Source organism: Pseudonocardia kujensis, assembly GCF_021283305.1.
GTDB lineage: Bacteria > Actinomycetota > Actinomycetes > Mycobacteriales > Pseudonocardiaceae > Pseudonocardia > Pseudonocardia kujensis.
The window spans coordinates 49764-64163 of sequence record NZ_JAJSOK010000029.1 but is presented as its reverse complement, the minus strand read 5'-3'; the positions used below and the strand labels follow the sequence as shown (position 1 = coordinate 64163).

Annotated in this window: 12 protein-coding genes; 8 read left to right on the top strand and 4 right to left on the bottom strand. The window is 73.9% G+C overall.

Annotated elements, in window-relative coordinates; genetic code table 11:
- The first annotated feature begins 35 nt into the window (after positions 1 to 35).
- A complete protein-coding gene (locus LWC35_RS20760; protein ID WP_232871834.1) occupies positions 36 to 1703 on the top strand; it encodes a DHA2 family efflux MFS transporter permease subunit in 1668 nt (555 codons plus the stop codon).
- 1 nt (position 1704) lies between these two features.
- On the opposite strand, the gene LWC35_RS20755 is transcribed toward LWC35_RS20760, so the two are convergent.
- Positions 1705 to 2487, bottom strand: a complete 783-nt coding sequence (locus tag LWC35_RS20755; protein WP_232871833.1) for an HlyD family secretion protein — start codon at positions 2485 to 2487, stop codon at positions 1705 to 1707.
- Between the two features lie 16 nt (positions 2488 to 2503).
- Positions 2504 to 4168, bottom strand: coding sequence for an HlyD family efflux transporter periplasmic adaptor subunit (locus LWC35_RS20750; RefSeq protein WP_232871832.1), 1665 nt, complete (start codon positions 4166 to 4168; stop codon positions 2504 to 2506).
- Positions 4169 to 4432: 264 nt separating this feature from the next.
- Between LWC35_RS20750 and LWC35_RS20745 the strand changes: the two genes are divergently transcribed.
- The 3 genes from LWC35_RS20745 (at position 4433) to LWC35_RS20735 (ending at position 7682) form a co-directional block, all read left to right on the top strand.
- The gene (locus LWC35_RS20745) at positions 4433 to 4882 is read left to right on the top strand and encodes a DUF6325 family protein (RefSeq protein ID WP_232871831.1); all 450 of its coding nucleotides are present in this window, start codon (positions 4433 to 4435) and stop codon (positions 4880 to 4882) included.
- A 10-nt stretch (positions 4883 to 4892) separates the two neighbouring features.
- A complete protein-coding gene (locus LWC35_RS20740; RefSeq protein ID WP_232871830.1) occupies positions 4893 to 5210 on the top strand; it encodes an SHOCT domain-containing protein in 318 nt (105 codons plus the stop codon).
- Between the two features lie 255 nt (positions 5211 to 5465).
- The gene (locus tag LWC35_RS20735) at positions 5466 to 7682 is read left to right on the top strand and encodes a helicase domain-containing protein (protein WP_232871829.1); all 2217 of its coding nucleotides are present in this window, start codon (positions 5466 to 5468) and stop codon (positions 7680 to 7682) included.
- Positions 7683 to 7742: 60 nt separating this feature from the next.
- Here LWC35_RS20735 and LWC35_RS20730 read toward each other — a convergent pair whose 3' ends face one another.
- Positions 7743 to 9866, bottom strand: a complete 2124-nt coding sequence (locus LWC35_RS20730) for an alkaline phosphatase family protein (RefSeq protein ID WP_232871828.1) — start codon at positions 9864 to 9866, stop codon at positions 7743 to 7745.
- 111 nt (positions 9867 to 9977) lie between these two features.
- Between LWC35_RS20730 and yhjD the strand changes: the two genes are divergently transcribed.
- A complete protein-coding gene (gene yhjD / locus LWC35_RS20725) occupies positions 9978 to 11048 on the top strand; it encodes an inner membrane protein YhjD (protein WP_232871827.1) in 1071 nt (356 codons plus the stop codon).
- On the opposite strand, the gene LWC35_RS20720 is transcribed toward yhjD, so the two are convergent.
- Complete coding sequence (locus tag LWC35_RS20720; RefSeq protein WP_232871826.1) at positions 10987 to 12033, bottom strand: LLM class flavin-dependent oxidoreductase; 1047 nt, start codon at positions 12031 to 12033, stop codon at positions 10987 to 10989. The two genes, yhjD and LWC35_RS20720, sit on opposite strands and share 62 nt — an antisense overlap.
- A 165-nt stretch (positions 12034 to 12198) precedes the next feature.
- On the opposite strand from LWC35_RS20720, the gene LWC35_RS20715 reads away from it, so the two are divergent.
- The 3 genes from LWC35_RS20715 to LWC35_RS20705 all read left to right on the top strand — a co-directional run bounded on the left by LWC35_RS20715 (position 12199) and on the right by LWC35_RS20705 (position 14253).
- Entirely contained in the window at positions 12199 to 12846 is a 648-nt protein-coding gene (locus LWC35_RS20715) for a hypothetical protein (protein ID WP_232871825.1), read from the top strand.
- 90 nt (positions 12847 to 12936) lie between these two features.
- Positions 12937 to 13515 (top strand): hypothetical protein, encoded by a 579-nt coding sequence (locus tag LWC35_RS20710; protein ID WP_232871824.1) that lies wholly within the window; start codon positions 12937 to 12939, stop codon positions 13513 to 13515.
- A gap of 198 nt (positions 13516 to 13713) precedes the next feature.
- Positions 13714 to 14253, top strand: coding sequence for a manganese efflux pump MntP (locus LWC35_RS20705; protein ID WP_232871823.1), 540 nt, complete (start codon positions 13714 to 13716; stop codon positions 14251 to 14253).
- Positions 14254 to 14400 lie beyond the last annotated feature (147 nt).

Below are 14400 nucleotides of genomic sequence, written 5' to 3'. Positions count from 1 at the left end.
TTCCCGGCGGAACGAATCTTTGCCAGACTGCGGGCATGTCGACCGCCGCCCGGCCCGCGGTGCCCGCCACCGGCCGCAGCTGGGCGTTGCCCCTCGTCGTGCTGATCGCCGGGATGTTCATGTCGGTGCTCGACACCAGCATCGTCAACGTCGCGGTGCCGACGATCCAGAACTCCTTCGGCGCGACCACCGACGAGGTCCAGTGGATCGCCACGGCGTACACGCTGGCGCTGGGCGTGGTCGTGCCGCTGTCGGCCTGGCTGTCCGACCGGTACGGGGCCACGATCGTCTACATCGTCTCGCTGCTCGCGTTCGCCGGCGGGTCGGCGCTGTGCGGGGTGGCGTGGAGCCTGGAGAGCCTGGTCGCCTTCCGGATCGTGCAGGCGATCCCGGGCGGGATCCTGCCGGTGGTCACGCTCGCGATCCTCTACCGGATCGTGCCGCGCGCGCAGCTCGGCGCGGCCATGGGCCTCTACGGGCTCGGCATCATCGTCGCCCCCGCCGTCGGCCCGACCCTGGGCGGCTACCTCGTCGAGTACGTGGACTGGCGGCTGATCTTCTTCATCAACGTGCCGGTCGGCGTGCTGGGCGCCGCGGCCGCGGTCGCGGTGCTGCCGCGGTTCGGCCCGACCCGCCGCGCCCGGTTCGACGCCCTCGGCTTCCTGACCATCGCCGTCGCCCTGTTCTCGCTGCTCCTTGCCCTGTCCGAGGGGCAGGACTGGGGCTGGACGTCGCTGCCGACCGTCGGCCTCGCCTGCCTCGGCGTGCTCTGCCTGGCCCTGTTCGTGGTGATCGAGCTCGAGGTCGACGAGCCCCTGCTCAACGTCCGGGTGTTCCGGTACTGGCCGTTCACGAACTCCCTGCTGATCATCTCGGTGCTGTCGGTCGGGCTGTTCGCGGTGCTCTTCTACGTGCCGGTCTACCTGCAGCAGGCCCAGGGCATGGGCGCGTTCGAGGCGGGGTTCGTGCTGCTCCCGCAGGCCCTGATCATGGCCGTGCTGATGCCCGTCGCCGGGCGGCTCTACGACCGGATCGGGCCGCGGTGGCCGGCGTTCGTCGGGCTGGTCGTGTGCGCGGGCGGGACCTACCTGCTGCGCGGGCTGACCCCGGTGACCTCGCACGTCGAGATCGCGCTGCTGCTGATGCTGCGCGCGGCCGGCATGGGCATGGCGATGATGCCGGTGATGACCGGCGGCCTCGCGAGCGTGCCCGTCAGCGAGGTCAACTCCGGCAGCGCGTTCAACAACGTCGTGCAGCGCACCGCGGCAGCGCTCGGCCTGGCCGTCCTGACCGCGGTGGTCACGGCCACCCAGGCGCAGATGCTGTCCGACCGGTCCGCGCTCGTCGGCCCGGGCACCCCGGTCCCCGCGCTCGGACCGGGCCAGGCGGGTCACACGCTCGGTCTCTACCTGACCTACCGGCAGACCGCCAACCAGTCCTTCGTCGAGGCGCTCGACAACCTGATGGTGCTCACGACCGTGATCACGCTGGTCGGCGCCGCGCTCGCGCTCCTGCTGCGCTCGGGGAAGGTGCCTGCGGCGCAGGCGGACCCGGCGCCCGCCGGTCCGGGCGGGGCGGCGCAGGACGCGCCGCCGCCGTCGCCCGGGCCCTCCGGAGACGGCGCGACGAACGGGGACGTCCCGGCCGGCGAGCCCGAGGGTCCCGGCGGGGCCCGCCGGGACCCGGTCCGCACGCGGGGCTGACTCACCCGCCCTTGTGGATCTTCACGGTGACGTTCATGCCCGGCACGAGCTGCAGGTCCTTCGTGTCCTCGATCCCGATCCGCACCGGAATGACCTGGGTGACCTTCTGGTAGTTGCCCGAGGTGTTGGACTGCGGGAAGGGCGAGAAGACCCCGGCCGCACCGCCCTGCAGCTCCTCCACGCTGCCGTGGAGGTCGACGCCGGGGAAGGCGTCGACCGCGATGTCGACGGGCTGGCCGACGTGGACGTCGTCGATGTCGGTCTCGTCGACCCGCGCGGTGACGTAGATCCGCGAGAAGTCGTAGGCCACCGCCAGCTCGGTCCCGGCCGCGACGAAGGCGCCCTCCACGCCGTTGTCCACCACGACGGTGGCGTCGCCCGGCGCGCGGATGGCCTGCTGGGGCTGCACGAACCCGCCCTGGATCCGGATGCGCCCCACGGTGTGGTTCTTGAGCAGCTGTGAGCCCTGGTGTGCCGTCCAGTCGACCAGCGTGCCGCTGCCCGGCGCGTTGACCGTGATCCTGTCCCCGTCGATCTGCGCGTTGTCGGTGGTGACGTACTTGCCGCCCTCGACCACGTAGACCACGACGAGCACGGCCGCGACCACGACGGCGACGACCGCGATCACCAGGAGCGAGACCCGGGTCTGCCGCTTCATCCGGCGCCTGGGTGCCGGCGGGGCGGCGGGCCCGCCCACCCCGTCGCCGTTCCCGTCGCCGTTCCCGTCGGCTGTCCCGTCGGCCTTCCCACCGGCCGGGGGCGGCTCCATCGGACCTTCGACCATCGTGGGCCCTCCCCGGCTACTGTCCGACGGGCAGCAGGACCTGCTGCCCGTCCTGGAGCCCCGACACGACCTCCGTGCGGTCCGCGCCGACGACGCCGGGCTGGAACGGCACGGTCCGCGCGTCGCCGCCGTCGAGCACGGTGACCTCGCTCCGCCCGTCCTGCGTGCGCACGGCCTGCGTCGGCACGGTCAGCACGGGCGGGGTCTCGCTGGTGACCACCTGTGCGGTCGCCGTCTGCCCGGCCCGCAGCCGGGGATCGTCCCCGGTCAGCGCGACGGTGACGTAGTAGCTGATCACGCCGGCGATCGCGGTGCCGGTCGGGGCGACCGAGACGACGGTGCCCGGCATCGTGAGGTCCGGGATCGCGTCGACGGTGACGTTCACGCGCTGGTTCGGCGCGATCGAGGCCGCATCGGACTCGTTGAACGGGACCACGACCTGGTACTGGTCGACGTCCGTGAGCACGAGGAACTGGGTGCCGCCGGGCCGGGTCGGTGAGGCCGCACCCGCGGCGGCCGCCGGGCCGCCGGTCGTCCCGCCGCCGGCGCCGGGAATCGTCGCGTCGGTGCCCGGGGCGAGCGCGCCCACGCCCGAACTGGGCGCGACGAACTCGCCGACGGTCCCGTTGAGCACCGAGACCGTGCCGCCGACCGGGGAGCGGAGCGTGGTGTCGTCGACGTCTCGCTGGGCCGACTCCACCTGCGAGCGCGCCGCCGCCACCAGCGCCTGCTGCTGGTCGATGGCGTGCGGGCGGTCCGAGTCCGCGGTCGCCAGGCTGTTCCGGGCGGTGACCACGCCCTGCTCGGCGTTCTGCACCGAGACGTCGCCGGCCGCCCTGTCGACGTCGCGCTTCTGCACGGCGGAGTCGACCGCGGCCTGGTCGGCGACGACCTTCTGCTTCGCCGCGGTGGAGGCCTGCTGCGCGCTGCTGCAGGCGGCGGGATCGACCTGGGCGGCCTGGGCGAGCCCCGGGGACATCGGCAGGAGCCCGGTCGACCCCGACGGCGCGCCCTCGGTCGCCGCCGCGGTGCCCGACCCGCTGCCCGTCCCGCTGCCCGAGCCGCTGCTCGCCGCCGCGGCCTGGTCCGGCGCGCCGTCGGTCGAGGCGCAGGCCCGGTCCCGCGCGTCCATCGCCTGGTCCTTCGCGTGCTCGTCGATGTCCAGCTGGCGGCGGGCGTCGTCGATGGCGACCTCGTCCGCCTTCACCGTGGCGTCGGCCTGGGTCCGGACGGCGTCGGCGATCCGCTGCGCCTGGTCCAGCGAGTCCTGCGCACCGCCGACGGCCGGCGAGTCCACCAGCTTGTCCAGCACGGCCTGCTGGGACTGCAGCTGCGCCTGCTGGGCGGCGAGGGCCTGGCGCGCGGCGAAGTCGTCGACGGTCGCGAGCGGCTGTCCGGGCTCGACCCGGTCGCCGACCTCGACCAGCACCGACGTCAACCGGCCGCCCTTCGGGAAGCCGAGGTTCTGCTCCGTGATCGCGCTGAGCGACCCGGGTGCGGACACCCCGGTCGACACGGAGGCGCGTACGACCGTCGCCGTCCTGGGCGTCGGGGGCGCGGCGGCGGTGCACCCGGCGACCACGCCGGCGACGGTGAGGGCGCCGACCGCGCCGGCGAGCACCCGGGGCGACAGGTCCGGGACGCAGAACGACCGTGCGGCGAGGCGGTGACGGGCGACCATGCGACTCCTTCCGCCGCGACTGCTCCACCCGGGGGAACGATGCGGGCGCGGCAGAGACCGTCCGTGGTGGACATCGGGGATGTGTCCACCGTGTGGAGCAAGCTAGACCATTGCGGAGCGAAACCGAGAGAGGGGTCACGCACCGACGGGTGAGGCGCGCCTCACACGGGCGAAGTCGTCCTCCGGGGGTGAGCCGCCCGGCCCCGGGCCCTGCCTACCGTCCTGCTCGACCGAGCCTTTCCGGGACGGGAGAGTGGTGCAGCGATGCCGGATCAGACGACCGCGGGGCCGATCGACTTCGTGCTCCTCGAGTTCCCCGACGACGCCGACACGAAGGCCTGCGGCGACGCGCTCATGGACCTCGTCCGGCGCGACATCGTCCGGCTCTACGACCTCACGGTGATCCGCAAGGCCGCCGACGGGTCGTACTCGGGCATCGACCTCACCGACGTCACCTCCGCGGGCGTCGGCGGCTTCACCGCGTTCGAGGGCGCGCAGTCGGGGCTCATCCACGACGACGACGTGCGAGCGGTGGCCGAGCTGATGCAGCCGGGCACGACGGCCGCGCTGCTCCTCTTCGAGAACACCTGGGCCGCACCGCTGGTCGGGGCCGTGCTCGACGCCGGCGGCGAGCTCGTCGCCAGCCAGCGGATCCCGGCGCCGGACGTGCTCGAGGCCGTGGAGCGGCTCGAGGCCGTGGCCGGACAGAGCTGAGGGAGGACACATGCCAGGTCTGCTGCGCGGGATCGCCCGCACCGCGATCATCGCCGGCACCGCGTCGTCGGTGGCCGGCCGGGTCCAGCGCCACCAGGCGCGCAAGTTCGCCGATCGGGACGCGGAGACCGCGGCCGACCGCGAGCGGGCCTACGAGGCGCAGATGGCGCCGCAGGGCGACTACTCCGCGCCCGCTCCCCCGCCTGCGCCGCCGGCCCCCGGCCAGGCCGACGTGATCTCGCAGCTCAAGCAGCTCGCCGAGCTCCGCGACCAGGGCATCCTCACCGACGACGAGTTCGCCGCCCAGAAGGCGAAGATCCTCGGCTGACACCAGGAGCGCCGCGACGAGAGCCCCCGGGAACGTCCGGGGGCTCCGTCGTGGGTGGACCGACGCGGGCGGACGGCGGTTCCGCCGCGCGCGTGAGGAATGACGAACGGAAGACGCGTCACCCGGAATTCCCGTGCGCAGGAAGGCGTGAACGAGTTATTCTGACGGGTGCACTCAGATACGAAATCCGTAACTCTGCATTGTGAGTCTAGCACGAATGGGGAGGGCGTGGAAAGACCCGCTTTCGAGGACGAAGTGGCCGCGGAGACCGGGCGGATCCGCCGACTGCACGATCTGCTCGTCGCGGAGCTCGCCGAGGCCTCCGCCCACGCGCGCGGCGCGCTCTCCGCGCCGACGGGCGGCGAGCTCAGCGCCCGCTACGAGCGGGACGTCTCGGTCCACCGCTGGTCGGAGCGGGTCCATGCGTTGAGCGCCGCCCGTTCCGGCCTGTGCTTCGGCCGGCTCGACCACACCGACGGGACGACGACCTACGTCGGCCGCATCGGACTCACCGATCCCGAGGACGGCGAGAGCGCGCTCACCGACTGGCGGGCCCCGGCCGCACAGCCGTTCTACTGCGCGACCCTCGCCACCCCCCTGGGTGTGACCCGGCGACGCCATTTCCAGCTCGCCGGAACCGCGCCGGACGAGCGCGTCACCACGTTCCACGACGACGTGCTGGACGGGGCCGCCGATTCCGGCTCGGCGTCGGACCCGGCCCTGCTCGCCGCGCTCAAGGCGCCGCGTGGCTCGACGATGCGCGACATCGTCACCACCATCCAGGCCGAGCAGGACGCGATCATCCGGCTGCCGCTCGCCGGCGCGGTCGTGATCGAGGGCGGCCCGGGCACCGGCAAGACCGCGGTCGCGCTGCACCGGGCCGCCTACCTGCTCTACGCCCACCGCGAGCGACTCGCCCGCAGCGGGGTGCTGGTCGTCGGGCCCAGCGCCGGGTTCGTGCGCTACGTCGGGGGCGTGCTGCCCGCGCTGGGCGAGTCGGCGGTCGTGTTCACCACCCCGGGCCGGCTGGCGCAGGGCGTGGTCGCGACCGCCGTCGACCCCGGCGAGGTGGCCCGCACGAAGGGCGACCTGGCGATGCTGGACGTGCTGCGCCGCGCCGTTGCCGACCGGCAGGGGCTGCCCGCGGTGCCGATCGCGATCGGGCTCGAGGACGTGACCGTCGAGGTCGACCGGGCCACCGCGGCCGAGGCGCGCCGGCGCGCCCGGGCGACCGGCCAGCCGCACAACGCCGCCCGCACGACCTTCCGGGACGCGCTCGGCGGGCTGCTCGTCCAACAGGGCCTGGAGAAGCTCGACCGGCACCTGGAGGACCCGCCGGAGCTCGCGGAGCTCCTGCGCGACCTCGACCTCCCCGAGATCGAGCCCGCCGGCGCGGCGGAGGTGACCGCGGAGATGCGCGCCGAGCTCCGGGACGACCTGCGCGCGAACCTCGACTTCCACGCCGCCGTCGAGGAGCTCTGGCCCGTGCTCACGCCGGAGCGGGCGCTCGCCGAGCTGTACGCCTCCCCGGAGCGGCTGGCCTCGGCGGCCGGCGCGCTCGGCCCGCTCGGCGCGCTCGACGGGCTGCACCGCCCCGAGGGTGCGGAGTGGACGGTGGCCGACGCGCCGCTGCTCGACGAGCTGGCCGAGCTGCTCGGGGCGCCTCCCGGTGACCGGCCCGGGCCGGACGGGTCCGACAGCCGCTACGCCGCGGAGGTGCTCAGCATCCTGGAGTCGGCCGACCGGCAGATCGCCGGCGAGGACCCGGACGAGCTGCGCCCGACCGACTTCGTCACCGCCGACGTCCTCGCCGCCCGGCAGGTGCCCGGGCACCTCGCGAGCGTCGCCGAGCGGGCGGCCGGCGACCGGGACTGGCGCTACGGGCACCTCGTCGTCGACGAGGCGCAGGAGCTGTCCGCGATGGACTGGCACGTCCTGCTGCGGCGCTGCCCGTCGCGCTCGGTCACCGCGGTCGGCGACCTCGCGCAGCGCAGTGCCCCCGCCGGGGCGCAGGCGTGGGCGGACGTGCTCGGCCCGCACCTCGGCTCGCGGTGGACCTACCGGGCGCTCACGGTGAACTACCGGACGCCGAGCGAGATCATGGATCTGGCCGCCGGCGTGCTGGCCGAGTTCGCCCCCGACCGGCGGCCGCCGACGTCGGTGCGGTCGACGGGCGAGGAGCCGTGGGAGCGCACCGTGCCGGCGGCCGACCTCGAGGCCGAGCTGCGCAAGGCGGTCGAGGCGGAGGCCGCCGGTCTGGAGCGCGGGACGCTGGCGGTGATCGCCGCCGACGTCGAGGGCCTCGCCGGGCTCCCCGCCGAGGTGTACACCCCGGTGGCGGCGAAGGGCCTGGAGTTCGACGTCGTGGTGATCGTCGATCCGGAGGGGATCCGCGCCCACAACCCCGCCGACCTCTACGTCTCGATCACCCGCGCCACCCGGCGGCTCGGGCTGCTGCACGTGGAGCGGTGAGGCGTGGCCCGGCACCGGGGGGCGTGAGGTCGGGGCAGCTCCTGCGCCGACACCTCTGCGTCACGAACGGTGCAGGGGTGTCGCCGGCACCGGCCGCCGCGCACCGCACCGCTCGAGCCACCGCACGAGCTGCCGGTGCACGGCGTCGGCGCCGTACAGCAGCGCCTCGCCCTCGACCGACCGGTCGAGGAGGTCGGCGTCCAGCGGCCAGTCCGCCGGGTGGACGAGCACGGCGTCGTTCTGCCACCCGCCCAGGCCGCCGTGGCAACCGACGAGCTCCTCGAAGGCGTGCACCTCGTCGGTGCGCGGGTCGACCGTGGAGTGGACGTAGAGGTCGGGGCAGGAGCCCATGACGGCGACCCGCGCGAGATCGGCCGCGGCCCGGGGGCCGAACGCGGCCAGCGGGTCGCGGCCCTCGACGACGTCCTCGAGCAGCACCCGCACGCCGTCCGGACCGACCACCAACGGTCCGCGTGCACTGTCCACGACGAGGAACGCCACCCCGGGTTCGGCGAGCAGGCCGGGGACCAACCCCGGGAACCGCCGGTCCAGTTCCTCGATCGGCACGCGCCCCGGCAGTCCGGGGAACCAGACGAGCCCGACGTTGCCCGAACCCACGACGACCAGCTCCGGCCGCTCGCCGGGCGCCCCGTCCGGCGCCCGGCGCTGCGGCCCGACGACCACGCCCGTGCCGCCGGGGCCCTGCCGCGCGCCGGACCGCCGCGCCCCGGGCCGGACGGACGACAGGACCTCGGCGAGCATCGCGTTGGCCGGCCCCCACACCTCGACGTCACCGGTGTCGACCAGCGTGGCGGTCCCGGCCGCGGCGGTGTGCTCCCGGACCGCCGCCTCCAGGCCGCGCCCGGTCAGCTGGCGGAACGTCGGCCCCTGGCTCTGTCCGTGGTCGGACAGGACCACGAAGCGGTACGCCCGCGGCGCGGCCGCCGCCACCCTCTCGAGGGTGCCGAGGACCCCGTCCACGCCGGCCAGCGCGGCGAGCGCCTCGGGCCGCGCGACGCCGGCATGGTGGGCGATCTCGTCGTAGTCGACGAGATCGACGAAGATCACCGGCGCGCCGGCGATCATGTGCTCGGCCACCAGGGCGACGTTGAGATCGCGCAACAGGACGTTCGTCAGCCCGCGCAGGGCCACGTAGGCGCCCCGCCTGCGGACCCGCGGCTCGATGCCCCGCAAGCGTTGTCGCCGGCTCTGGTGGATCTCCTTGAGCATCTCGCCGAGTGTCCGCACGAGCGCCTGGGGGAACACGAACGGGCTGGCGAAGAACCTGATGTAGCCGCCGCCCGGGCCGAGGCCGCCCCGTCCGGTGATGCGGCTCATCGTCATGAAGGCGATCGGTGCGTCCCCGCTGAAGATGTTCGACACGCTCACGCCGCCCTCGGCCAGCAGCCCGCGCCCGTCCGAGAGCCGCTCCTCGACCTCGGCCGCGTCCGCGGGGCGGTTCGCGACCAGCAGCCGGCCGGTGTCCTTCTCGTACCAGCGGAAGGCCGGGATGCCGTCGTTGGTGCCGTGCAGCAGGGCCGCCTGGCTCGCCGGCGTGGTCGACGGGACGCGTGCCCACCACCGGACCGCGTCGTGGTCGCCGGAGCGCACCCAGCGGGCCAGGGTCGGCAGGACGCCCGAGACGATGCCGTGCTGCAGCAACGGGAACGGCAGGCCGTCCACCTGCACCACGACGACACCGACGGGGGCGGCCCCGGCGTCCACGCCGGCGTGCGGTGTGCGGCGCCGTCGTCGCTCGCCGCGGCGGATCAGGTCCGCGACGAGGTAGGTGTTGTCGGTGGCACCGAGCAGCCAGCGCGTCACGACCGCGACCACGGCGACCACCACGAGCGTCGCCACCGCGTCGCCGAGGGAGGCCACCGAGGCGGAGGGCACCGCGAGGAGCGCGAGCTCGACCACGGCGACCTGGACGATCACCCCCAGCAGGAGCGCGGTCACGGCGCCCACCCGGCGGGCCAGGGCCCGCAGCCCCGGCCGGACCAGGGCGTCCACCACGGCCATCACGGCGGCGACCACGAACGCCGTCCACCATGGCGACAGGGACAGCCCGTCCAGCACCCACGCCGCGACGAGCAGCGCCGACCCGGTGACGACGAGCCCGATCAGGCCGTCGCGGACGTCGCGGCCGCTCGTGCGCAGGCTCGTCCCTGCCTGCGAGTCCACCCCGGCATCGTGCCCGGCCGACTCGGCCCGGGCACGTCACCCCGCGCGGGTGAGCGGAGCCGACGCCGCGTTCGCGAACGTGGCGCCGCGAGAAGAGTGGGGGAGGCCACGGTGACCGAACGGCTGAACGTCCTGGCCGGCTTCGACCGGCTCCGCCGGGACCATCCGTGGCTCGACCACCTGGTGCGCGCCGGCACGCGGTACACCGAACGGCACGGGAACCACTACGCGGCCGCGATCACCTACTTCAGCCTGCTGGCCCTGGTCCCCCTCGTCATGGTCGCGTTCGCCGTGGTGACGCTGGTGCTCGTCGCCGAGCCGGATCCCCTCGCGCGGCTGCGGGCGCACATCGACGAGGCCCTCCCGGCCGCCCTGAACGCGACGGTGAACTCGATCATCGACCAGGCCGTGGCCTCCGCCTCGACCGTCGGGGTGGTCGGCATCCTCATCGCGACCTACACGGGGATGCGGTGGATGAGCAACCTGCGCGCCGCGCTGTCCGAGCAGTGGGGGCAACCGCCGCAGGAGCCACCGTTCCTTCGCCGGCTGTGCGTCGACCTGGTCGCGCTGCTCGGGCTGGGCCTGGCGGCGGCGGTGTCCTTCGGCATCACCACCGCGGCGGGATTCTTCGCCGGGCGGGTGCTCGAGTTCCTCGGGCTGGCGGACCACGCGTGGGCGCGCGTGCTCCTCACCGTGCTCGGCATCGTCCTGAGCCTGCTCGCCGACTGGCTGCTGTTCCTCTGGATCTACACGCGGCTGCCCCGCGAGCAGGTGACGTGGCGCAGCGCCGGACGCGCGGCGGTCGGCGCGGCGGTCGGCCTCGAGCTCATCAAGCAGGGGATGGTGGTGTACCTGGCGGTCGTGACCCGGAGCCCGACCGGGGCCGCGTTCGGCCCGATCCTCGGCCTCATGGTCTTCATGTACACGGTGTCCCGGTACCTGATCTTCATCGCCGCCTGGGCCGCCACGTCGCCGGACAACCAGGTCGACCACCCTCCGCCCCCACCCGAACCCGCGGTGATCCGGCCGGAGGTCCGGGTCCGCCGCGGCCTCGGGACGGCCGCCGGCGCCGGACTGGTCGGGGCGGGGGCGGTGGCCGGCCTGATCGGTGGCCACCTGCTCAGGACATCAGGGCGGCCAGCTCGGTCATCTCGGTCTCCGGGTCGACGACGGGCTGGATGACGATCTCGGTGATGCCGGCCTTCTCCATCGCGGCGATGCGGTCGAGGAGCTCGGCCCGGGTGCCGATCAGGCCCAGCTTGTCGACGAGCGACGGTACGACCAGGTCGCGGTCCTCGGGCGCGATGCGGCCGAGGTAGTTGCGGTAGAGCGTCGCGTGCCGGTTCGGGTCGGTCGCCGTGGTGCCCCGACGCTCCAGCAGCCGCTGCACGGCGTCGGCCTCGTCGGGCTCCAGCGTCTCCAGGAACCCCGGGTTGTCCGCGGCGAACGTCAGCAACGCCATCGCGACGTGACCCATGGTGTCCCTGGCCAGGTCGCCGTGGCGATCCTCGCCCTCGCGAAGCACGTGCAGCGACGTCATGACGTAGGAGTCGGCCTCCTCCGGGTGCCCGGCCCCGCGGGCGGCCTCGCGCCGCGTCGCGTCGAACGCCGTCCACGCCTCGGGCGCCAGCAGCCCGAAGGAGATGACCCCGGCCCCGAGCCGGCCCGCGATCGCCGCGGCCTTCAGCCCGAAGGCCGCGACCACGAACTCCACCGGGTCCGCCGTGTTCACGTACGGCCCGACGTGCAGGAACCGGATGGTGCGCTCGCGGTCGCCCTCGCGGTAGGCGGTCTCCCGACCCGCCGTGAGGTCCTGCAGCGCGGCGGTGAACGACTCGAGCTCGGCCATCTTGGTCGGCAGCATCCCGAGCGTGCGCCGGGCGGTGTTGCCGGTGCCCACCCCGCAGATCACCCGGCCCGGGGCGAGGGCGTTGAGGCTCGACACCGCGGCCGCCGCGGCCGGGGTCGAGCGCAGGGCCGGCGACGTGACGCCGATGCCCAGCTTGATCCTGCTCGTCGCCTTCGCGCACAACGCCAGGGACACGAACGGGTCGCCGTTGACCATCGGGGTGTCGTAGACCCAGAAGCTGCGGAAACCGAGCTCCTCGGCCCGGGCCGCCAGCTCCTCGACCCCCGGTCGGGCGGTCATCACGATGCCGGTGCGCATGAGCTCTCCTCGCCGTCGAAGAAAGGGACCGTCGTCACGGTAGCCGGGTCGGCCCGGCAGGAGGGCCGGGCAACGCAGGCTGTCCGGAGGACGCGCCGCCGTAACACCGCGACGACCCGGCGCGCTGTCTCGGTGACCGCGAGTGAGAGCCGGAGGACGTCCCCGTTGGCAGTGAAGATCGGCGGCAGAAGTGGCACGAGCGAGAAGGGCAGCGGCGGCGGCACCTCGCTCGCCCTCGCCCTCGGCATCGCTCTCCTGGCCGGCACCGGCGTGGTGACGGCGATCGGGAACGCGACGCCGTCCGGCGAGGCGTCCATCTCGGCCGACGACCGTTCGGACGCGCCCACCGGGTCGCGCGTCGGCACCAGCGACTCGGCCGCCGCGGAGGCGCGCATCGTCGGGAAGGGCGTCCGCCTGACCGCCACCGTCACCGCCGACTCGACGGACTGCGTCGCCGACTCCTACGGCCGGATCCAGGACTTCTTCCGCCGGACGCCCTGCGCGGGCCTCCACCGCGCCCACTTCGAGCTGCGCGACCAGGACGGTGACGCCGCGGTCGTCGCGGTCTCCTGGGTCGCGATGCCCGACGAGGCGAGCGCCCGTGCGCTCGAGCAGCTCATGGACACCAGCGGCACCGGCAACGTGACCGAGCTGTCCCGGGAGCGCGGCCGGTACCGCACGGTCCGCTTCACCGGCGACGCCTACGCCTCCCACCGTGACGGCCCGGTCGTCGTCAACGCCCAGGCGGAGCCCGTCACCCGCGGCTGGACAGGGCCGGCCCTGACCGGCATCGCCACCACCGCCGCGCAGTAGCTCCCGGGGGGGTGGCTCGGGCGACCGGTTCGTGCCGTCGGCGCGGCGGACGAAACGGGTGATTCGCGCCGTGATCGGTACGCTCGTCGGGTGGCGGACCCCACGTGGCTAGGGACGATCTCGGCCCTCTCGGGCACCGTGCTCGGCGGGGTGATCGCGGCCGCCGCGCAGTCGGTCCGTGACCGGCGCACCCGGCGCTACGAGTCCGAGGCACGGTGGGAGAAGGCGTTCGTCGACGGCGTCGCCGAGTTCCTGACCGCCTCGGACGCCGAGTTCCGGGCTCTGCGCCGGCTTCACCGGGCCACTCCCGGGGACGACCGCTGGGACGCCCTGCGGAACGACGCCGACGACGCCGTCGAGGGGGCGGAACGCAAGTCGAACGTGGTCTCGCTCCTCGCCGGCGACCGCACGCACCCCGTCCGTGTCGCCTCGCGGACGATGCGGCAGGCCCTGCGCGAGATGCAGACCGCGGCCCACGACGGCACGGTGCTGGGCGAGGACGAGATCGAGGACGTGCGCCGGCGCTGGACAGCGGCGCGCGAGGACCTGCTCCGGCTCGTGCAGGGCATCTGCGCACGGCACGGCCGACACCCTCGGGTCCGCGCGTTCCACGAGCGCCGGGTCGGCGCACGCGCGGAACGATCAGCCGGGGCCGACCGCCGGGAGTGACATCGTGGGGAGCAGCCGTCCCGGGGGGCGGCGTGCAGACGGTCATCAGGGACGGGTGAGCGGTAGCCGATTCAGGGTGGGTGGCGGGTCATTGTCCGCGGCAAATGCCCGACGGTAAACTCCGACACCCAGAATTACGGCCGACACGGCGACACTTCTCGCCGACCTCCGTTTTTGCGCTGCCGAGATCGGTGTCCGATGATCGAAATCCTGACCCTGGGCTTCTTCCTCAGTCTCGACAATTTCCGGTCGTCGATCGCGCTCGGAACGGTTCCGTTCAGCCTCGCCCGTGCCGTGCAGATCGCCCTCGTGTTCGGATTCTGGGACTTTCTGGCCCCGCTCGTGGGCGGAGTGGCGGGGCACTATCTCGGCGAGCTGATCGGGCCGGTCGCGGACTACGTCGGACCGGCCGTGCTCGGCGTCTACGGCGTGTACCTCATCGTCACCGCGCTGCGGAAGCCCGCGCCGGAAGAGGTCGACCAACCATGGGTGACGCTTTTCGGGATGCCGCTCGCCCTCAGTCTGGACAACCTTCTCGCGGGCACGGGATTGGGACTGCTCGGGTTCTCCCCCCTGGTCCCGGCCGTCGCTTTCGGAGTGATGACCGCAGTGATGTCACTGGCCGGGCTGCTCCTCGGACGCGGTGCTGCGCGGCTCATTCCGATACGCTCGGACCTGCTCGGCGGAATCTCACTTCTGTCGGCCGCCGTCATTCTGCCGTTCGTCTTCGCGGGCTGACCCGAGGCCGGCCCCCGGCCTCCGTCACGTCAGAGCCCCGTTTCGACCCGGCCCACGCCGCCCATTCGGGCTCGACCTCGCCAGGGAGAGCTGGTTGCCGGCCGGGTCGACGACGAACGCGATCTCGAGCAGGCCTGCACGAGCTCA